The 20,348-nt window shown below is 53.7% G+C and carries 13 protein-coding genes and 10 tRNA genes; 2 read left to right on the top strand and 21 right to left on the bottom strand.

Features of this window, described 5'->3' with window-relative positions:
• The 12 genes from hypA to ABEA08_RS02760 form a co-directional block, all read right to left on the bottom strand.
• The gene (gene hypA / locus ABEA08_RS02815) at nucleotides 1-342 is read right to left on the bottom strand and encodes a hydrogenase maturation nickel metallochaperone HypA (RefSeq protein WP_345333104.1); all 342 of its coding nucleotides are present in this window, start codon (nucleotides 340-342) and stop codon (nucleotides 1-3) included.
• Nucleotides 335-1,279, bottom strand: a complete 945-nt coding sequence (locus ABEA08_RS02810) for a hypothetical protein (RefSeq protein WP_345333102.1) — start codon at nucleotides 1,277-1,279, stop codon at nucleotides 335-337. Before ABEA08_RS02810 ends, hypA begins: the two co-directional genes overlap by 8 nt.
• 673 nt (nucleotides 1,280-1,952) lie before the next feature.
• Nucleotides 1,953-2,064: transfer RNA gene (locus tag ABEA08_RS02805), tRNA-OTHER, on the bottom strand.
• A 375-nt stretch (nucleotides 2,065-2,439) separates the two neighbouring features.
• Nucleotides 2,440-2,515: transfer RNA gene (locus ABEA08_RS02800), tRNA-Phe, on the bottom strand.
• A gap of 22 nt (nucleotides 2,516-2,537) precedes the next feature.
• Nucleotides 2,538-2,613, bottom strand: a tRNA-Phe gene (locus ABEA08_RS02795).
• Between the two features lie 32 nt (nucleotides 2,614-2,645).
• A tRNA-Asn gene (locus tag ABEA08_RS02790) sits at nucleotides 2,646-2,721 on the bottom strand.
• Between the two features lie 39 nt (nucleotides 2,722-2,760).
• Nucleotides 2,761-2,847: transfer RNA gene (locus ABEA08_RS02785), tRNA-OTHER, on the bottom strand.
• 22 nt (nucleotides 2,848-2,869) lie between these two features.
• Nucleotides 2,870-2,945, bottom strand: a tRNA-Phe gene (locus ABEA08_RS02780).
• A 32-nt stretch (nucleotides 2,946-2,977) separates the two neighbouring features.
• Nucleotides 2,978-3,053, bottom strand: a tRNA-Asn gene (locus tag ABEA08_RS02775).
• A gap of 39 nt (nucleotides 3,054-3,092) precedes the next feature.
• Nucleotides 3,093-3,179, bottom strand: a tRNA-OTHER gene (locus ABEA08_RS02770).
• 32 nt (nucleotides 3,180-3,211) lie between these two features.
• A tRNA-Asn gene (locus ABEA08_RS02765) sits at nucleotides 3,212-3,287 on the bottom strand.
• Between the two features lie 46 nt (nucleotides 3,288-3,333).
• A tRNA-Phe gene (locus ABEA08_RS02760) sits at nucleotides 3,334-3,409 on the bottom strand.
• A 493-nt stretch (nucleotides 3,410-3,902) separates the two neighbouring features.
• Here ABEA08_RS02760 and ABEA08_RS02755 point away from each other — a divergent pair.
• Complete coding sequence (locus ABEA08_RS02755; protein WP_345333100.1) at nucleotides 3,903-5,477, top strand: ShlB/FhaC/HecB family protein; 1,575 nt, start codon at nucleotides 3,903-3,905, stop codon at nucleotides 5,475-5,477.
• Between the two features lie 385 nt (nucleotides 5,478-5,862).
• Here the strand turns inward: ABEA08_RS02755 and ABEA08_RS02750 are convergent, their stop codons facing one another.
• Entirely contained in the window at nucleotides 5,863-6,552 is a 690-nt protein-coding gene (locus ABEA08_RS02750) for a nucleotidyltransferase family protein (RefSeq protein WP_345333098.1), read from the bottom strand.
• An 809-nt stretch (nucleotides 6,553-7,361) separates the two neighbouring features.
• On the opposite strand from ABEA08_RS02750, the gene ABEA08_RS02745 reads away from it, so the two are divergent.
• Entirely contained in the window at nucleotides 7,362-8,762 is a 1,401-nt protein-coding gene (locus tag ABEA08_RS02745) for an MBL fold metallo-hydrolase RNA specificity domain-containing protein (protein ID WP_345333096.1), read from the top strand.
• 624 nt (nucleotides 8,763-9,386) lie between these two features.
• On the opposite strand, the gene galU is transcribed toward ABEA08_RS02745, so the two are convergent.
• The 8 genes from galU to cysC all read right to left on the bottom strand — a co-directional run bounded on the left by galU (nucleotide 9,387) and on the right by cysC (nucleotide 20,308).
• Nucleotides 9,387-10,337, bottom strand: a complete 951-nt coding sequence (gene galU / locus ABEA08_RS02740; protein ID WP_345333094.1) for a UTP--glucose-1-phosphate uridylyltransferase GalU — start codon at nucleotides 10,335-10,337, stop codon at nucleotides 9,387-9,389.
• A 482-nt stretch (nucleotides 10,338-10,819) separates the two neighbouring features.
• On the bottom strand, nucleotides 10,820-11,866 hold the full coding sequence (locus tag ABEA08_RS02735; protein ID WP_345333092.1) for an acyltransferase family protein: 1,047 nt from the start codon (nucleotides 11,864-11,866) through the stop codon (nucleotides 10,820-10,822).
• Between the two features lie 85 nt (nucleotides 11,867-11,951).
• Nucleotides 11,952-13,685 (bottom strand): SLC13 family permease, encoded by a 1,734-nt coding sequence (locus tag ABEA08_RS02730; protein ID WP_345333303.1) that lies wholly within the window; start codon nucleotides 13,683-13,685, stop codon nucleotides 11,952-11,954.
• A 586-nt stretch (nucleotides 13,686-14,271) separates the two neighbouring features.
• Nucleotides 14,272-16,488 (bottom strand): polysaccharide biosynthesis tyrosine autokinase, encoded by a 2,217-nt coding sequence (locus tag ABEA08_RS02725; RefSeq protein ID WP_345333090.1) that lies wholly within the window; start codon nucleotides 16,486-16,488, stop codon nucleotides 14,272-14,274.
• Nucleotides 16,489-16,501: 13 nt separating this feature from the next.
• Entirely contained in the window at nucleotides 16,502-16,939 is a 438-nt protein-coding gene (locus ABEA08_RS02720; RefSeq protein ID WP_345333088.1) for a low molecular weight protein-tyrosine-phosphatase, read from the bottom strand.
• Nucleotides 16,939-18,051: a polysaccharide export protein gene (locus ABEA08_RS02715; RefSeq protein WP_345333086.1), complete on the bottom strand. Its 1,113-nt coding sequence runs from the start codon at nucleotides 18,049-18,051 to the stop codon at nucleotides 16,939-16,941. Before ABEA08_RS02715 ends, ABEA08_RS02720 begins: the two co-directional genes overlap by 1 nt.
• Nucleotides 18,052-18,215: 164 nt before the next feature.
• Nucleotides 18,216-19,181 carry a DHH family phosphoesterase gene (locus ABEA08_RS02710; RefSeq protein ID WP_345333084.1) on the bottom strand — a complete coding sequence of 322 codons (966 nt, stop codon included), beginning with the start codon at nucleotides 19,179-19,181 and terminating at the stop codon, nucleotides 18,216-18,218.
• A gap of 533 nt (nucleotides 19,182-19,714) precedes the next feature.
• The gene (gene cysC / locus ABEA08_RS02705; protein WP_345333082.1) at nucleotides 19,715-20,308 is read right to left on the bottom strand and encodes an adenylyl-sulfate kinase; all 594 of its coding nucleotides are present in this window, start codon (nucleotides 20,306-20,308) and stop codon (nucleotides 19,715-19,717) included.
• Nucleotides 20,309-20,348: the final 40 nt, after the last annotated feature.

Here is a 20,348-nt window from a genome sequence, read left to right as displayed (position 1 = left end):
TTACTCTACCTCTAAGGACTTCACTCGCATCTGGTCGCCGTCATTCACGTGCAACCGGTATCCGCCACAGCCGGGACAAGCCTCACCCCGTTTGGCCAATGGCACCTGACTTTCACAATCAAAACAAAACGCCTGGCCACCGACAGAGATCAGCTCTATCTCCGCCCCGTCCGCCACGGTGTCGCGAAACACCGCCTTCATACCAAAGAGCAACGCCTCCACCTCAACCCCGGCCAACTGGCCGATCTCAAGCTGAACACTTTTGACGCAGCCAAAATCGCCTTCACGGCGCTGTCGCTCGATAATGGCGAGGATCCCCTCCGCCAGCGAGATCTCATGCATCGGCACCTCCGTAGGCCACACGTGATCGCCACTCGACCGCCACATCCAGGCAAGGGGCATGCGCCAACACCAAAAGCGGTACCACCGCCTCGGCCACAGAGCGGGTTTGAAAAGAATGATGGGAAAGGGTTCGACGCAAACTGGTGAGCAGCGCAGGCGTGGGGATCTCTATCTGATAGTTCGCCGCGACACCGCTGGACCAATCGCACTGATGACGTAATTGTCCACGTGCCGCATCCACCTGACCGGGAGCCAACAGCAGCGATTGGCGCTGCGGGTGGACAAAGCCATGCAGCGCTTGGGTCATCTCAGCGCGCAGCGCCTCAAAGCGCCCCGCCAACGACGCCTCATCCAACTGAGTCCGTGCTGCAGAGCCACTCTCAAGCGCCTGAACCTGTGCCGTCGGCGTTATCGCCAGCCCTGCCCAGCCGCGCTGCTCCAGCGCCGCCATTATGGGTTGATAGATCCCACGACAAAACGCCGCCAACATTGGCGCTAGATCGATCCCCTGCAAAGGTTGCACCGATACGCCCGGTCGCCACAGATCGGCAGGCAGCTGAGCTTGCGCCTGCTGCATGGCACGCTGCCAAGCCACCAACGCCTGCATCAACGCCGGTGACTGTGTCAGACACAGACTCGCGGCGCGAAACAACTGCCAGCCATGCTCGCGCATCCACTCAAGCCAAATGGCCTGATCCCGCGTCGCTTCCGTGTCGGCACTCGGTACCACGCCAAGCGCACCCTCTTGCAAACTGACCGCTGCCCGCAACTGCGCCTGACCACATAAGCGGTATAACAACCCAAGCGCATCGCGCACCTGAGCCGGGGTCTTGCCATTGAGTGTCCCAGCCACATCCGGCAGCGCTAACTGCCAGTCCAACTCCAACACCCGATCATCATGCCAAGCCAAACAGAGCTTTGCGGCGCTGACTTCCATGCCGTCTCGCTCCTAGCTATATCCATAGGTCGGACACATCGGCGCAGAAACCGCCAAATGATTGTCCCGAAAGCCCCCATTCTAGAACCCGACCTCGCCCCAGTAACGTGATCGTCATCACCCTGAGCCATGATAAACAATGAGATTGTTCACAGTTCATCGCCCAATCCAGCAGCGGAAAAAAGTGAAGAAAGCTCAACCCAAAGGGCACGAGACACGAGAGCAGTCGTCAGCAGTAAACTGTCAGCGATCAGTCAAAAGGAGCAGTCGTCAGCTTAATGCTGTCAGCGATCAGTCAAAACGGAAGCAGAAGAGCAGAAGAGCAAAGAAGCTGTCAGCGATCAGTCAAAAAGAGCAGCCGTCAGCAGTAAGCTGTCAGCGATCAGCCAAAGCGGAAGCGGAAGCGGAAGCAGAAGCAGAAGAGCGGTAAGTGTTCAGTAGGCATTATGCCTTGACGACGCGCCATATATTGGCACATAAAAATGGTGCCTCGTCACGGCAACGGCAGTAACACCGAAGGCGATCATCGAGGTAGGGACACGCGCTGACTTTAAAATCGGTCAATCCGCTGCTCTACCAACTGAGCTAACCAGCCTGATCGTCCCACCTCAAACCTATGAATCATTATCTGAAAAACGAAAAAGCCCACTCAGATGAGTGGGCTTTCGTAAGATGGTGCCTCGTCCCGGCAACGCCAGTAACGCTGAAGGCGATCATCGAGGTAGGGACGCGCGCTGACTTTAGAATCGGTCAATCCGCTGCTCTACCGACTGAGCTAACGAGGCTTCTGTGCTTACGCACCGAAAATGGTGCCTCGTCCCAAAATCGAGGTAGGGACGCGCGCTGACTTTAAAATCGGTCAATCCGCTGCTCTACCAACTGAGATAACCAGCCTGATCGCCCACCTCAAACCTATAAGCCATTATCTGAAAAAAGAAAAAGCCCACTCAGATGAGTGGGCTTTCGTAAGATGGTGCCTCGTCCCGGCAACGCCAGTAACGCCGAAGGCGATCATCGAATCAGGGACGCGCGCTGACTTTAAAATCGGTCAATCCGCTGCTCTACCAACTGAGATAACCAGCCTGATCGCCCACCTCAAACCTATGAATCATTATCTGAAAAACGAAAAAGCCCACTCAGATGAGTGGGCTTTCGTAAGATGGTGCCTCGTCCCGGAATCGAACCAGGGACACGCGGATTTTCAATCCGCTGCTCTACCAACTGAGCTAACGAGGCTTCTGTGCTTACGCACCGAAAATGGTGCCTCGTCCCGGAATCGAACCAGGGACACGCGGATTTTCAATCCGCTGCTCTACCAACTGAGCTAACGAGGCGTTGTTTCAAGCCGTGGCTCGAAACTAAAAAGTGGCTCCCCTTGCTGGACTTGAACCAGCGACATACGGATTAACAGTCCGCCGTTCTACCGACTGAACTAAAGGGGAACAGATTGTCACGTGTTTAGCCTGACGTCTCAGCAAAAATGGTGCCTCGTCCCGGAACCGAGGTAGGGACGCGCGCTGACTTTAAAATCGGTCAATCCGGTGCTCTACCAACTGAGCTAACGAGGCTTCTGTGCTTACGCACCGAATATGGTGCCTCGTCCCGGAATCGAACCAGGGACACGCGGATTTTCAATCCGCTGCTCTACCAACTGAGCTAACGAGGCGTTGTTTCAAGCCTTGGCTCGAAACTAAAAAGTGGCTCCCCTTGCTGGACTTGAACCAGCGACATACGGATTAACAGTCCGCCGTTCTACCGACTGAACTAAAGGGGAACAGATTGTCACGTGTTTAACCTGACGTCTCAGCAAAAATGGTGCCTCGTCCCAAAATCGAGGTAGGGACGCGCGCTGACTTTAGAATCGGTCAATCCGCTGCTCTACCAACTGAGCTAACGAGGCGTTGTTTCAAGCCAAAGCTCGAAACGAAAAAGTGGCTCCCCTTGCTGGACTTGAACCAGCGACATACGGATTAACAGTCCGCCGTTCTACCGACTGAACTAAAGGGGAACAGATTGTAACCAGTCGTTCGTGCTAAGCACCAACCACTTGAAAATGGTGCCTCGTCCCGGAATCGAACCAGGGACACGCGGATTTTCAATCCGCTGCTCTACCAACTGAGCTAACGAGGCGACGGGGCGCTATTAAACGGATTTTGCCGGATCAAGTCAACTCGATTTTTATCGATTGCTTGAAAGATACTCGAAAAGGCGTTAAGTGAGCGTTGTTTGAGCTAACTGAGCTCTTTAAAGCCCCAATCCCGTTATCTCGGACATCGATAACAGTCAGTAATGTTTCGCCCAAACCCAAAGGAAACGTCCCCCTAAAGCGTTTGGAGGGATAACATAATAAACCATCTCCACTGCAGATCCGTCGGCATTAGACTCGGGTGGCGCAAAAAACAAAAACCTTTCCACCCCAAACCAATGGCTAACAGCATGAAGCCGCTAACGGCTCTTACTCTAAACTAATGGCTGATAGCTAATCGCTAATCGCTAATCGCTAATCGCTGATAGCTGCTCTCGCCCCAAACTGATCGCTGAAAGCTTAGGCTGACGACTGCTCAACTGGCAATAACGCCCGATTTGGCCGACAGTAATAGCTCATTGCGAATGAGGAATTGCTGTGGGGTCGAAACGTATTGGACTGATAGCCCTCGGGATCGCCCCATGGCTATCATTCAAATGTGTCGGGGCAGAACAACAACTGATCACCTCAGAGTGCTTAGCGGAACACTATCAAGTCGTCCGCAACGATGTCTTTGATCCGGATGCCGAAGGCTACACTTGGTTGCACCACTGGGCGAACCGACTCCATATCACCACCCAAGAGGTGGCCGTCAACAACAGTCTGGGAGCATTCCTACCCTGTCCCGATGACGCGGACGACCTGTATGAGATCGAACGCCACCTCCGCTCCAAGCCTTACCTGCGTGACGCCCAAGTCAGCAAAGCAGAACAGGGCAAACCGATAAAGATAGAAACTTGGGACACCTGGTCGTTGTTACCTACCATCGATTTTTCGAGAAAAGGGGGGGAAAACGCCGCCGCAATGGGGATCAAAGACAGCAACTTCCTCGGCCTGGGGATCCATACCGAACTACTCTATTTCTCCGACTACCTACGCAGCGGCTACCTAATCGATCTCTATGCGCCACTCTATCTAGGAAAAAACCTGCAAGCGGGCCTCACCCTGGCCGACACCGATGACGGTGAAAAGATCGCGGTCTCATTGGTACGGCCGTTTGTCAGCCACAACTCCCAACACGGCTTTGGTGTCTACTTCAACAAAGAATCGCGCAACGACACCATTCGCCAAGCTGGCAAACAGAGCAACCAATTTCACCAGCGATTGGAGTCAGCCCAGCTGTGGTATGGGCAACCCTGGGTTCACTGGCCAAATCAGGTGCTACGCTGGCAAGTGGGCCTGTCGCATGATCAGCACAGATTCGCCCCGACCCAAACCACCCGCTTACCGGACGATCGACAACGCACCTACCCGTGGGCGCAACTGCGTTTTCAGCAAGACCGCTATGAAAAACGTCGCAACCTGTTTCTGATCAACGCCGCCGAAGACATCAATCTTGGATGGGATCTGGCCGTAAAGGCGGGGTGGGATCTCAGCGGTGATGGCGGCTGGGTAACGCAACTCCACAGCCATCGGGGCTGGGCGATCAGTCCGAAACACCTCTGGCTCAGCCGCTACTGGCTGCAAGCCGAGCAACAGCAAGAGCGGGGCGACTATCTGTGGATGCAGTGGCGCAATGAACTGTTCTATCAGCTCTCACAGCCCGTACGTCTGTACGCAAAGATCGATTGGCGCCATAGCATCAATAGCTACTTAGACCGGCCCAATACCCTAGGAGGCACCACCGGCTTACGTGGCTACCCACTGCAATATCAACACGGCGACACCATATTGCTGGCATCCGCCGAAGCGCGCTATTACCCCAATATCAACCTTTGGCAGTTGCTGGAAGCCGGAGCCGCGCTCTTCTACGACATAGGCGAAGCCCGGGGCGGCAGCCCCTACCCGGATAACCCAACCGGCACCCTGCAGAGCGTTGGGATAGGATTGCGCTTCTACGCCTCACACGCCGGCAGCAACAACGTCATCCACCTCGACTTCGCCCGCCCAATCAGCGACGACGAACAAGTCAATCAATGGGAATGGCGGGTCGAAGTCAAACAACACTTCTAAAATATCAGCCACAGTATTGCGCTGCCGCGCGGCGATAAAGGGCTGCGCCCTTAGCCGTATGTGCCTTCGGCACGGCGGTATCACTGCGTGGGCCTCATGTCGCTGCGCTCCGGCCGTAGGGCTAACGCCTGGCTATAAGCGCTGCGCGCGCAAAAACCAAACACATAAAGGGGCTGCGCCCTTCAGCTGCTCTTACTGATCGCTGACAGCTGACAGCTGACAGCTGACAACTGCTCTCCGCCGGCGCAGCCGATACCGCCGCGACGCAGTCGCCTAAGGCCATCGCGCAGCGATATACAGCCGTGCCGAAGGCACATACAGCCGCCCGCTTTTTGCTCTTACTGATAGCTGATAGCTGATAGCTTTAAGCTCACCGCTGCTTCCACTAAACCATCGCCATAAAGCTCGGCAACAAATGCCGCTGCCAAGCCTCTTCAAACAATGCACGGCTGTATCGTTGCAATCGATTGACCTTTGCTCGCTCCCATTCTGTCATCGGCCGCTTTTCCACATCCGCACGGCGCTCGATGGCCTGGCGCTGCTGATAAGCCTTATGCTCCTCGCCGTTTTTAACCGCCTCAATCGCCGACAAATGCAGCTGCACCTCAGCGACCAAACCGGACTGTCGGAGCCGAACCAAAACCTTGAGATCCCGATAACCATTTTCCTTCGGATTTAAGAAACGGTTCTCTAGCGAGATCACCTCCACCTGGGAGGCAAGAGCCTGATACGCTGACAACACACCCTCAATGTCGTCCGCCACCAAGGTGGCCCGCGCCAAGTCGGTCAACAATCGAAACTGACCATCCAACTCCGTAGCGATCTTCAGCTCAGCTCGATCCCGCGCCTTAATCTCAGGCAGCACCGTCGTCGAACCACTCAGCAACGCCGCCTGCACCACCAACTGGTTTAACTCATCTTGAGCTGCCGGCGCCTTCGCGTAGATCCGCTCAAACGGCAGATCAGGCTGAAGGATCGAACGCCCCCCCACCGGCTTGATCTGATACAAGGAATCAACTTCCTGTTGATACCGGTGCACCGGGCTAAAACGACTTGCCGGAACCATCGAGCTCATCTCATCTATCTCTTAACCATCCGGTTAGATAACCCTTGGCAAACAGGCCCATTGCGAATCATCAGCAACAGCCCCCTGGCAGGGCAAAAAAAACGCACAGGCTCACGCCTTACTGACACAATTAGAGACAACTCACACGCCCCAAAATGACGACGCGAACAGTGCCACAAAGAATGCTCTGCAAGGATAAATATCGGTAGAGGAACTGCAATTACAGAAGAGCTAACTTTTGAAGTCACAACAATCGAACTGAAGAAAAAGTGATCTTCTCGACGCTAGCGCCAATCAGGACAACAGATCTCTTCCATCCGAACGAGAGCAATAAGATCAAAAAAACCACCTCTCGGTGGTTTTTCATTATTGCCGCTATCAACTTTATACCTAAAAGCTATTACCACTCGCTTTCGGTTTGTCCAAGACGCACAGCAACGGGCACAACCACTACTGCTATAACGCCTAGAGAGATCCAAAAAAGCATATCTACGCCTCCAATTATCGTTATATCTGGCGAATGAGGCTGGTAACAGCCTTCACACCAATCAACGTATCGAAACGCATCCATGACATCAATAGCACATTCAAACTTAAAGAAAGTTATGCATACCACATCTAACTTTTTGCCACAAAAAGCATGATGGTTCTCATTGACTCACGCCCTTCGCGGGATTGCACTGTGCTTTACTCCTTGTACCGAGTAAATATAGGTCAGCCGTCCGTCAATAGCCCGCCTTTATTCCCAAGTGAACACAACTCTGCAAAAACCCACCAGTAACAAGTACTCTACCTGTTCACAGCAAAGGAGTGCGCCCATGTCCATCGCCCCACACATCAGACATCACGGTGCCATCAATGGCGTCACCGGCTCATGCCATCAACTCTATCTCGACCAACGACACAGCGTGCTAATTGACTGCGGCCTGTTTCAAGGCGACGAACAAAGCAATGATCCGCAGCGCAGCGATCTCGCCATCGACTTCGACATCAGCCACATCCACGCTGTCGTCATCACCCATTGTCATATCGACCACGTCGGTCGACTGCCTTACTTGTTAGCCGATGGCTATCGCGGCCCGATCTTCGCCACCCAAGCCACCGCCGCCTTGCTCCCCTTAGTCATTGCCGATGCCCTTAAAGTCGGAGCCACCCGCGACAAACGGCTGATCGACGCCCATCTCAGCCAACTCAAGCGTCAACTTGTCGCCATCGACTACCGCACATGGCACGCGCTTAAGACGCCCACACCAACCAAAATCAAATTCCAGCCCGCCGGCCATATCCTTGGCTCGGCCTATATTGAGATCGACATCAACCAAGGCACGCATCGAGTCGTCTTCAGTGGCGATCTCGGTGCCACCCACACACCACTGCTGCCCGCACCCCGCAGCCCCTACCGTGCTGATACATTGGTGATCGAAAGCACCTATGGCGATCATTGCCACCAAGGGCGCAAACAGCGCAGCAAAGCGCTCAAGCGCACCATAGAGCGCGCCGTACAGGATAAAGGCATGGTCTTGATCCCCGCCTTCAGCATCGGTCGCACCCAAGAACTGCTGTATGAGATAGAGCAGCTACACCATCGAACGACCCATCGACGTTACCCCAGCGCCACAGACCGACTCTGGGCTGAACTGGAGATCATCGTAGACTCGCCGTTGGCCGCGCAATTCACCGAGCAATACCGCCACTTCAAACAACTGTGGGATAAAGAAGCGCGCCGGAAGATCGCGCAAGGTCGTCACCCGCTCAACTTCGACACCCTCTACACCGTCGACAGCCACGCCGACCACCAAGCCACCATCGACTACCTCAGCAAGCGCCAACGACCCGCCGTCATCATCGCCGCCTCAGGCATGTGCGCCGGCGGGCGAATAGTCAACTATCTCGAACAGTTCCTACCCGACCCACGCGCCGACGTCCTCTTCGTCGGATATCAAGCCCAAGGCACACCCGGACGCGCCATACAGACCTACGGCCCCAAAGGCGGCTACGTGATCCTCAATGACAACAAGATCGACATCAAAGCGCAGATCCACACCATCAGCGGCTACTCCGCCCACGCCGACCAAGCCAATCTGCTGAACTTCATCAAACGGATCTACCGCGGGCCACAACAAATCCGCATCGTCCACGGCGACAACCACGCCAAACAAACCCTAGCCAGCAAACTCAAGCAACAACACCCCGACGTCGAGGTCATCATTCCAACCTAAAGACAAAATGCCTTCGGCACGACCTCAATGCGATAACGCTACGGCTGTATTGCGCTAGCGCGCGGCCCTATCACTTCGTGGGCCTTATGTCGCTGCGCTCCGGCGTCATGCGCCTTCGGCACGGTTGTATCACTTCGTGGCTTTATGTCGCTACGCGACGGCCGTACGGCTAACGCCACGCTATAAGCGCTACGCGCGCAAAATCAAAAACCAAAACCAAAACCATAAAGGGCTGCGCCCTTCGGCTGCTCTTCCTGATCGCTGACAGCTGACAACTGCTCTTCCCGCTCTTGCGCCTTTCCCCGGCGCAGCCGTTACAGCCGCGACGAAGTCGCCTAAGGCCATCGCGAAGCGATATACCGCCGCGCGCAGCGCATACAGCCGCCCGCTTTTTGCTCTTACTGATCGCTGACAGCTTAAAACTGACAACTGCTTTGACCCGGCGCAGCCGTTACAGCCGCGACGCAGTCGCCTAAGGCCATCGCGCAGCGATATACAGCCGCCCGCATTTTTGCTCTTACTGATCGCTTAAAGCTGACAGCTTACAGCTGCTCTCCCCCGGCGCAGCCGTTACCGCCGCGCGCAGCGCATAAAGCCACCCGCTTTATTGCTCTTCCTGATCGCTTACAGCTTATAGCTGACAACTGCTCTTCCTGATAGCTGACAGCTGCTCTCCTCCGACTCCCGCGCCCCCAAACCATTCAAAAACTCCGAGAAATCATCGCCGAATTTTGAATCGCGCATGGCGTAGATAACATTCGCCTTCATATAACCCAATTTGTCGCCACAGTCGTGAGACTGACCGGTCATATGAAACGCCTCCACCGTTTCCTGCTCCATCAGCATGGCAATGGCATCGGTCAGTTGGATCTCATTCCCCGCGCCGTGCGGGGTCTTTTCCAGCAGCGCCCAAATGGCGGGCGGGAGAATATAGCGCCCCACCACAGCCAGGTTCGAAGGCGCCTTATCCACCGCAGGCTTCTCAACCACAGCCGACATTCGCGCCGCATCACCCGGTTGCATATCGACACCATGGCAATCGGCGATGCCATACTTAGACACATCCTGCGCCGGAACCGGCTCCACCAAGATCTGGCCACAGCCACCCAGCTCAAAGCGCCGCTTCATCGCCGCCAAGTTCTCGGTCTGTTGATCGGCCGTATACTCATCCAAGATCACATCCGGCAGCACCACAGCGAACGGGTTATCACCCACCAAAGGCTGCGCGCACAACACCGCATGCCCCAAGCCCTTCGCTTCACCCTGACGAACATGCATGATGGCCACGCCTGGCGGGCAAATAGCCTGAACCTCAGCCAATAGTTGACGCTTAACCCGCGCCTCTAATGTCGCCTCTAACTCAAAGGAGGTATCAAAGTGGTTCTCAATGGCGTTTTTAGACGCATGAGTCACCAAAACAATCTCATTAAAGCCAGCCTCAACACATTCATTCACAATGTATTGAATAAGCGGCTTATCCACCAAAGGCAACATCTCCTTCGGAATGGCCTTACTTGCAGGCAACATCCGAGTGCCCAACCCGGCTACAGGAATAATCACTTTTTTCAGACCCATAGAGGTCCCTCTCAGTTGATTTAATGCAATCATAATTTCTAATATATCAATATGGGAAAACCCAACACCTTTCCTAACTGGACAAATAACAATTTAATTCATTGCCTTATTAAAAGGCCATCGCTCTTACATAGCCTGAACCTTAAACATTTACGTGCTCCCAAATTGCCTCCAAACTGTTGTCCCACTTGGCTTTTTACTGCTGAGATTGGTGGCGGTTTGTCGCGATAAAATCAATTACCCAACTTAGAACAGCCCGCAACTGACTTAATTATTTGGATGCCAAAGGTTTCATCACCGACTATTGAATTTGCTTTCGGATTTTCGGCGTCGTGGTCGCGTTTGCGTGAAGCTTAATGTCCATGTACTGCTGTCCTTAGCTGCTGAATGAAACTGGCTACCCAGCCCGAGAGTACAGAAATCTCGCAGCAGAGTAACCAAGCCATTCATCCGGGACTGAACACTTAGTGTTAACAGCGCCATTAATAACCTATCAGCATCCGTGTGCTACGACTACCCTTAAATAGACTCTTTACAATTATTGCGGAACCGATTGAACAAAGCAAAACACAAAACGACGCAATAAAGTATACCAGCCATGATTCCATGGGATAATCTATTTTTTTAGAGAAAGACACAAACAAACTGATAAACCATGGATGGAAGAAGAAAACTGCAAAGCTTGTGGAGGCAATTATATCTAGCACTTTCAAATCACTATGTTCAAAACGCCTAAGAAAAGACATAAAAAACAATATCAATAACGTTTTTTGCATGAGCATCAAATCAACACCTCCATACACAAAAAATCCCTTTGCATAATTACCAGTCTCACCTCTATCGACCGCTATGGCGGCAAAAAAAATGACGCCAACTAGAAGAGGCAACTCCTTACCTTTAAAACATGAAAAAAGCTTTTCTTTATATTGAGAGTAAAGAATCCCGAACAAATAAAAGAAGTTAAAATAGAATAATGAGTGAACTGGATTTATATTATGTTCGGGCCTATGACAAAATAACGAAATAACAAAGCTCACAATCAACACTAAAATTCTTTCTTTCACGCTGGACTTTATGAACTTGATGTATGCCGGAGAACACAAAAACACCAACATAACAAATGGGATATACCAGTATGGGCCCATATGGTTCCCAGTAAGGTAGTACTTCATAACAGTAACGGCCGCGATATCACCAGCACCAAAGAATGTAACGTCAAAGTTTTGGCCAAACGCCCCTTTATTCAACGCCCACAAAGAAAATATTGCTAAAGATGACAAAATAAGATAGGGGAAAAGTACGTTATTAACTTTCCCTTTCATAAAACCATAATACTCGAACTTATTAAAGAAAACATGGTGAAACATGAACCCTGAAATAAATACAAACAAAGCCGTCCCTCCAGTTATTAAACTTTTCAATACCTCTTGGTAAAAATATTGACTCGACGCTCCCAAATTATATGAGTGCCCTAAAACAATAAACATTATAGCAATGGCTCTAAAATAATTTACCGATTTCAAATACATAGTAAATCAACTTCCCTAAATCTAATGTTACGCTATTTTAAAAGGCACAAACACTTGCTGGTTAATTCTTTATGTAATTACCACCTTAGAAATAGAAAAACTGCGGGATCAAAAACAACACCACCGACGAATACACCACAGAGACAGGCAAACCGATCTTAAAGAAATGGCTCAGATGGTAATTACCCGCGTTCATCACCATCAGATTGGTTTGGTAGCCGATAGGGGATAAAAAGCTGGCAGAAGCACCAAAGGCAACCGCCATCACAAACGGCATATAATTCACCCCAAAGCTCTCGGCTACCGCCAGGGCCAAGGGGAAGGAGAGCGCCGCCGCGGCATTATTGGTAACCACCTCCGTCATCGCGAGCGTCAATAAGAAGATCACCGCCAGCGCCGCAATATGGTTCCCCGTCCCCAGCGAAGCGAAGATCTGGCTGGAGATCATCTGCGCCAAACCCGAGCTTTGGAAACTGTCCGCCAGACACAAGGCACCGATGATCACTATCCAGATATCAAACGGGATCCGCCGGCGGATCTCCGCAGGCCGCAACACCTTCAAGATCACCATGACCGCCAAATAGAGCAGCAATCCGGTAAACAGCGACATAACCTTAGCGGCCGCCAGCGACACAAGCAGGCCAAAGCCCACAATGGCAGACCACTCCTGCACCGGTTTAAGCTTTTGCTGTACCTCGGTATCGCTCAAGAAAAAGAAGTTACGGCTCAGGTTACGCCGCTTCTCAAAATCCGGCCCGACAGCCAGTACTAGGCGATCACCCGCCAGCAGCTTAATGTCCCCCAGCTTGCCAGAGAGGTTTTCCCCGCCACGTCCAATCGCCACCACCGCAGCATCAAAGCGAGAACGAAAATCCACGCTTTTTAACGTGCGTCCGACGATAGAAGAGGACGGTGACAGCAGCACCTCATTCAGATTCGAGCTCAACAAACCATTGCTGTGCGCGAACATCTCAACCCCCGGCAGACTCAAGATCTCACTGGCATGCGCGACATCACCGGAAAAAATCATCCGATCACCCGCTTCGATCTTCATCTGAGGCGCCACCGGCGAGATAAGTTGCTTCTTCCGGACGATCTCCACCAGAAACAGCCCTTCCAACGAACGCAGCCCATTTTCCATCACAGACTTACCGATAAGCGGACTGTTGGCCGCCACCTTAGCGTCGAGGAAATACTCAGCACTCTTCCCTTCCGTCACCCGCGCCGTCGGCAGCAAAAAGCTCAATAGCACCACCAAACCGCCGCAGATAAACACCACAGCCAATCCAACCGGCAGGAAGGCAAAGAAATCAAACCCCGGCAAGCCACGCTCTAACAGAAAACTGTTCACCACCAAATTGGTCGAGGTGCCGATCAGGGTCAAGGTGCCGCCAAAAATGGCAAAGTAAGAAAGTGGGATCAACAAACGTTGTGCCGGAAAATCCGGACTGCGACGAACCACGCCGATCAAAGACGCCACCACCGCTGAATTATTCAAAAAAGCCGAACTAATAGAAACCAGCGCGCCCATTCTTAATAACGTCACCCGATATCCGGTACGAAATATCTGTCGACTCACCCAATTCAATATTCGAGTGCGCTCTAATGCCACCGAAGCGATCATCAATAGCAATAGAGAGATCAATGCCATATTGACACTGTGTTCCAACAGCCTTTCCGGACTAATAAAACCAGGTAAATAGAGTAATAAGACACCACCAGAAAATATCCAAGATGGCCGTAGTCGTGTCAAAGCCAACAATGCAAACAACAGCACCGTCAAGCCAGCCACATAATACGGCTGAAGGAATTCATACATCATACAAAACAAGATCCCTTTTATATAATCGCTTCCCGCGGATTTATATCTTTAACATGACAGCCTTATGTCGCTGCGCGACGGCGTTATGTGCCTTCGGCACGGCTGTATGACTTCGTGGGCTTTATGTCGCTACGCGACGGCGTTATGTGCCTTCGGCACGGCTGTATCACTGCGTGGGCTTTATGTCGCTACGCGACGGCCATACGGCTAACGCCAGGCAATAAGCGCTGCGCGCGCAAAAAAACAAACACGCTCTTGCTCTAGCGCCTTTCCCCGGCGCAGCCGTTACAGCCGCCCCACCGGGGCATCCGCTCTTACTGATCGCTGACAGCTTAAAGCTGCTCTTCCCGCTCTTGCGCCTTTCCCCGGCGCAGCGCATAAAGCCGCCCCACCGGGGCATTTGCTCTTACTGATCGCTGATCAACTTAAAGCTTAAAGCTGCTCTCCCCCGGCGCAACCGTTACAGCCGCGCGCAGCGCATAAAGCTGCCCTGCAGGGGCATCCGCTCTTACTGATCGCTTAAAGCTTACCGCTTACCGCTTACCGCTGTCAGCTGACAGCTGACAGCTGCTCTCCAGCACGCTTACTTCGGCGCCTGCGTCCCATATTCATAATGGTAATAACCGTAACTGCCATAACCCCCAGAACGCTTCTCCAGCGCATTGAGGATCACACCATTCACCTGCACCCCATTAGTGGCAAAACGCTGACAGGCATACTCCACTTCCTTGAGCGGCGTCATCATATGGCGGGCAATCATCATGGTCGTGCCCGCATGGCGAGCCACCAGCGCCGCATCGGTCACCGCCAGAATCGGCGGCGTGTCGATAACGACAAAATCGTACTCCTCGCTGGCCCAATCCAACAGCGCCTTAAAGCGCGGATGCATGATCAGCTCCGCCGGATTCGGCGGCAAAGTCCCACGGGGGATCAGATCCAGATTTTCCTGCACCGAAGTGCGAACCGCCTTCTCCATGGAGACCTGACCGGCCAGGTAATCCGACAAACCGTCGTCCCAGTTCAAGCCAAAGGTACGTTGCAGGTAGCCCTTACGCATATCACAATCGATCAACAGCACCCGCTGCCCAGCCAGCGCCATCACTGTCGCCAAGTTGGCGGAAACAAAACTCTTACCTAGGTTTGGCGCCGAGCCCGACACCACCACAATATTATTTTTCGCCTCAAGCATGGCGAAGTGCAAACTGGTACGTAGCCCTCGCAACGCCTCAATGGCCAAGTCAGCAGGCCGGTGGATCGCCAGCAGCGAATGGCCCTGATTGAGCTTACTGTCCAGGTCCAGCTTGCGCTGCTCCTTCTCGATCTTACTCAGTTCGTCACTCACCGGCACCGAGGCATAAACCACCAGCCCCGCTTCCTCAAGCTCTTCCGGCGATTCGATACCGCGGTTCATCGCCGCACGCACCAAAACAAAACCCACGCTCAATACGCCGCCAAGCACCAAAGCCACCGCGACGATCAACGCCTTCTTCGGCTTCACCGGCTTAGGATCGCTCTCCGCCGTATCGACGATGCGCACATTGCCCACGGTGCCGGCCTTCATAATCGAAAGCTCCTGCATGTGGTTGAGCAATGACAGGTAGATCTGCTGATTCACCTCCACATCGCGACGTAAACGTAAAATTTCCTGCTGCGTCTCCGGCAACGACTCCACCACATTGAGCAGCTCAGCCCGACGCACCAACAAACTCTGCTTCTGCTCCTGCAGCGCCTTATAGCTTGGGTGCTCAGCAGTATAGAGGCGGTTCATCTCCGCTTCCTTAAACTGCACCTCAGACAGCTTGGCTTCGATATCCACCAGCTGCTTCAACACCCCTTCGGTCTCCAGCGACACATCCACCGACTGAACCTGCAACTGATAGCGATTGAGCGCCTGCTCCGCAATGTCCAGATCGGCTTTAACGTCCGGCAACTGACGCTGCAAAAACTCCAGCGACTGCTCGGCCTGCGCCGCCATGCGCTTCACGTTCTGCAAAAAGTAGAAATTCGCCACGCTGTCCAACGTCTCGGCGATCTGCTGTGGATCTTCCCCGGTCATAGTCAGCGACAAAATGCCCGAATCCTTGCCACGCTCGCTGATCCCAAGGGCCAAAGACAGATCCTGAATCGCAACAAAACGCGGCTGCTTGACCAGCTCGATGTGCGCGCCGACATGGGTGTCCAGCGCCTGCACCAGCAAGCTCACCTCACCGCGCATCGCGCGCTCACCCACCACACCTTGCAACAACAGTTCATCGGCCGGGCCATACAGACGGTAAGTCTCACCCGCACCGACCTCCAGCGTCAACACCTCACCTTGCAAACTGTCCGGTACCAGCAGCTGGCCTATCTCAATGCGCTCACCGCCCCAGTTGTAGCGAGCAGACAGCCATGCGCCCGCTGGCGTCGTTTCGGCATAGCGCCGTGCCATAAAGCCACCCAATAGCGGGAAGCGCTTAGGCTCAATCAACAACGACAAATCCAGCTCATCCACCGTACTGCCCAGTACCCGGCGAGAACGAATAAGCTCAATCTCCGTCTTAGAGGAAGACTCACTGGCAAACAGGTCGCTCACCCCCTCCAACCCCGGGATCCCGGTCGACTTCTCCTCCACCTGCACCAACGCATCCGCGCGGTAGACCGGCGTCGCCAGCAGCGCAGCTGCAACGCCAAGACAGGTCGCCAGTACCGTGCCTAAAACAATCCATTTCTTGCCATCAGCCAGGGTCGCAAACAGCTTACCCAGATCAATATCATCACTCGCCGCCATGGCGCGTGTTTTTAACTCTAAACTTTGTGTCATTGTCATTCCCAGGCTACTGCCCTAACACTCTGATCCATCCGGCAGCTGCACGCTCCATCATGGAAAAAACATGGTCAAAGGCTTCTTGGCTCTGCCGGTACGGATCGGGGATATCTGCGCCCCCGCTCCACTTGTCCAGCAGGTAAGTCTTGCCCCGCGCCTCCGGCGCCAACTGGCAAACCCCTTTGAGATGAGACTGCTCCATCACCAGGATCAGATCCGCCTGCTGCGCCAGCTCTCGGGTCAACTGGCGCGCACTGTGTGCCGCACCGTCCAAGCCGTGCGCCGCCGCCACCGCCAGCGCCTTCGCATCCATCGGCTTATCCACCAGCGCACCGAGCCCCGCAGAGTGGACCTGCTTGCCCGGCAATCGGGCCTTAAGCAACAACTCTGCGGTTGGGCTGCGGCAAATATTGCCGATGCAAACCACCAAAATATTCTGAAACTGCATTAAATATCCAAGTCGTCGTAGCTGCGACCCAACCAGTACAAGCCCTGCACCGTTGGCAACAATTGCTGGATAATACGGTTCCAGCGCGCCACCGGCGCCGCCGTCACATACACAACGTCCCGCGGCTCAAGCACAAACTGGTCCGCCAGAATAAAGGCCGACGCATCCTTGGCGTGCAACTGATAGATATCCGCCAGACGACCGTCATCCTCACGATTCAAGCGCAACACAAAAATGCCATTGGCATCCGCCTGCCCCTCGTTGATGCCGCCCGCCTCCGTCAGCGCCTCCGCCAGCGTCATGCCATTGCGGTTAAAGGTCACCGCCGTGGCATCGGCCACCTCACCCATAACAAACACCCGCATGCCATCGTTGCGTGGCACATGCACCACATCGTTGTGCTTGAGCAGCATGTTTTGGCTGATATCGCCGTTTTCATACAAATTACGCAGCGACAGCAAACGGGCCTCACCATTGCGGGTCAACGTCACGTTTTCCCAATCGGCGTGCTCGGCCAAGCCCTGAGATAGGTTTAATGCATCCAGCAGCGTCAGCGGCACATTCGTCACCGGCAACTGGCCCGGCGTATTCACCTCACCGGTCATATACACCCGCTGACTGCGAAACGCCGCCACCGACACATCGACCTGCGGCTTCTCAATGTACTTCTCCAGGCGCTGACTTAGGATCTCGCGGATCTCCGTCACCGTCAGGCCCGCCACGCTCACCTTGCCGACATAGGGATAGAAGATGGTGCCATCATTGTGCACCCAGTTGCCGGCGTCCTGAGCGCTTCGAAACGAGCCCGCGGGAATGGTGAGCTCAGGATGATCCCACACGGTCACATTGAGCACATCGCCCTTACCCACGACATAATCGTAAGCAGCGATATCGGCATCGAGTTGGGGATTTAATACGCTATGCACCTGATCCAGCGCATGCGTACGGATCAATGCAGGGGTGATCATCTGGATCTCAACCTGCTCAAGCTCAGGCTCGGACAGATCAACCGTCTCGCTATAAGGCCCGGAAACATGACTGCCAGGCACCAAAGTGCAGCCTGACAAAACCACTAGAGAGGTGGCCGCTAATAACTTTTTATAAATGTTCATCCTGAATCGTCATTTTATTCGTTTCGGTACTGGGTCCGAAAGATACTAAAAAAATGCCCACGACCGAGTCGATCGGGGCATCTGAATTCCATCGCCGTGATACTAACAGCGAATATAACTCACGCAAACCCTCTGGCGAATAACGCACAAACGGCCCCTGTTACTTAAAACTGACGATAATAATCACTCAGCGCCCGATAGAGCGCCTCAATCTTGTCCGCAGGCAATGCATTAATGCCCGCCGCCGCCGCCCGGCCGCCGCCGGTGGCAAAGCCGCTGCACACCACATCCGCCCCCTGTTTATTGTGGATAGGCGCCCGCACACTGACGGTGTAGGTCATATCCTCATTCAAGGTCAGCACAGCGTGGGCTCGGTCCGGCGCCCGATAGGCTAACGCATTGCCCAGCGAGCCGCTGACCCGCCGCGCCCACGCCGCATTGGGCAACAGGTACAACGCGCACACCTCGTCACTCAGCTCCGGCTGCACCGCTCTGGCCTGCGCCATGTCATAGTCATAAGCGCCCTTGAGCACATCAAACGGCGAACCCGCATCATTGATGGCATCGAGGGGATTTGTATAAGGCAGCAACGCCTTATACAAATCCTCCGGCGGAAAATGCAAATCGTCCACCGAACGGCCATACCCGTTGTAGTTGATCAGCGTACCAAACTCCTGCAACTGCTCGATGTCATGCACGGTCAACTGCGTCTTCGCCGCCAACTTCTCCGCCGTCGCCAGCATATTGTCACCAAACGCCGCCGTAATGGCCCAATGGCGATACTTGCCCCGCAGCGCCTTATCCACCAACACACTGGTGCAAGTGTTGGGGTTAAGATCAATCGTCGCCCGCAAATTATCCGACTCAGGAATATCGCCGCTACGATGATGATCGACATAGCGCACCTTCGCCCCCGCCGCCAACAACCGCCGCAACCCCTGCTGGTTTTTCTCCATCGAGATATCCAGCACCGTCACCTCATCACCGGCCCCGGCCTCCACCCGATCCAACAACTGAATATCCCGCTTCACGCCCGTCACCAACACCGAATCCCTCGGCTCAGCCAAACGCAACTGCAATAACGCGATGATGCCATCCGCATCACCGTTAAACACATCAAAAAAAGCCATTACTAAACCTTAAAAAATGGGAACTCGGCCGCTAACGCTCCGACCTCAATGCGCTGACGCGCGGCTGTAAAGGGCTGCGCCCTTCGCTTTATGTCGCTACGCGACGGCCGTACGGCTAACGCCTGGGCTATAAGCGCTGCGCGCGCAAGATAAAAACCATAAAGGGGCTGCGCCCTTCAGCTGCCCTTACTAATCGCTGACAGCTTACAGCTGACAACTGCTCTTCCCGCTCTTACTGATCGCTGACAGCTTAAAGCTCGCCGCTGCTCTTCCCGCTCTTACTGATCGCTTAAAGCTTAAAGCTGACCGCTGCTCTTCCCGCTCTTACTGATCGCTGACAGCTTAAAGCTGACCGCTGCTCTTCCCGCTCTTACTGATCGCTGACAGCTTAAAGCTGACCGCTGCTCTTCCCGCTCTAACTGATCGCTTAAAGCTTACAGCTGACAACTGCTCTCCCCGCTCTTACTGATCGCTTAAAGCTTACAGCTGACAGCTGACAGCTGCTCTTCCCGCTCTTACTGATCGCTGACAGCTTAAAGCTTAAAACTGCTCTTCAAAGCTTCCACAATCCGCTCTGCACAGGTCTCAATATCCGCTTCTGCCGTCTGCACATGGATATCCGGTTGCTGCGGCGCTTCATAAGCCGAATCAATGCCAGTGAAATGCTTAATCTCCCCCGTACGGGCCTTCTTATAGAGCCCCTTGGGATCACGCTGCTCACACACCTCAAGCGGCGTATCAATAAACACCTCAACAAACCGCTCAGCGCCCACCAACTCGCGCACTAATTGACGATCCGACCGGAACGGCGAAATAAACGCGGTTAAAACAACAAGCCCCGCCTCCGCCATCAGATTCGATACCTCACCGATACGACGAATATTCTCAATTCGGTCGGTATCGCTAAAACCCAAATCCTTATTTAAACCGTGACGAACATTATCCCCATCCAGCAAATAACTATGAACAGACAACTCCGCCAACTTACGCTCTACCGCATTAGCAATGGTGGATTTACCCGACCCGCTCAACCCGGTAAACCACAACACCAAAGGCTTATGCCCCTTAATCTTCTGCCGCTCCTCATGACTCACACTCTGGTCATGCCAAACAATATTACTGCTCATAAACATCCTAAAAAGACAAACCAAAGTGAAAAGGCTACGC

Source organism: Ferrimonas pelagia, from assembly GCF_039543565.1.
GTDB lineage: Bacteria > Pseudomonadota > Gammaproteobacteria > Enterobacterales > Shewanellaceae > Ferrimonas > Ferrimonas pelagia.
Note: the sequence above shows the minus strand (reverse complement) of the source record. Positions and strands in the feature narration are given on the sequence as shown.

Bases quoted from the DNA above. Each gene is read 5' to 3' on its own strand.
- hypA (WP_345333104.1), bottom strand. From the start codon at position 342: ATGCATGAGATCTCGCTGGCGGAGGGGATCCTCGCCATTATCGAGCGA.
- ABEA08_RS02810 (WP_345333102.1), bottom strand. From the start codon at position 1,279: ATGGAAGTCAGCGCCGCAAAGCTCTGTTTGGCTTGGCATGATGATCGG.
- ABEA08_RS02750 (WP_345333098.1), bottom strand. From the start codon at position 6,552: ATGAGCTCGATGGTTCCGGCAAGTCGTTTTAGCCCGGTGCACCGGTAT.
- ABEA08_RS02745 (WP_345333096.1), top strand. From the start codon at position 7,362: ATGTCCATCGCCCCACACATCAGACATCACGGTGCCATCAATGGCGTC.
- galU (WP_345333094.1), bottom strand. From the start codon at position 10,337: ATGGGTCTGAAAAAAGTGATTATTCCTGTAGCCGGGTTGGGCACTCGG.
- ABEA08_RS02735 (WP_345333092.1), bottom strand. From the start codon at position 11,866: ATGTATTTGAAATCGGTAAATTATTTTAGAGCCATTGCTATAATGTTT.
- ABEA08_RS02730 (WP_345333303.1), bottom strand. From the start codon at position 13,685: ATGTATGAATTCCTTCAGCCGTATTATGTGGCTGGCTTGACGGTGCTG.
- ABEA08_RS02725 (WP_345333090.1), bottom strand. From the start codon at position 16,488: ATGACACAAAGTTTAGAGTTAAAAACACGCGCCATGGCGGCGAGTGAT.
- ABEA08_RS02720 (WP_345333088.1), bottom strand. From the start codon at position 16,939: ATGCAGTTTCAGAATATTTTGGTGGTTTGCATCGGCAATATTTGCCGC.
- ABEA08_RS02715 (WP_345333086.1), bottom strand. From the start codon at position 18,051: ATGAACATTTATAAAAAGTTATTAGCGGCCACCTCTCTAGTGGTTTTG.
- ABEA08_RS02710 (WP_345333084.1), bottom strand. From the start codon at position 19,181: ATGGCTTTTTTTGATGTGTTTAACGGTGATGCGGATGGCATCATCGCG.
- cysC (WP_345333082.1), bottom strand. From the start codon at position 20,308: ATGAGCAGTAATATTGTTTGGCATGACCAGAGTGTGAGTCATGAGGAG.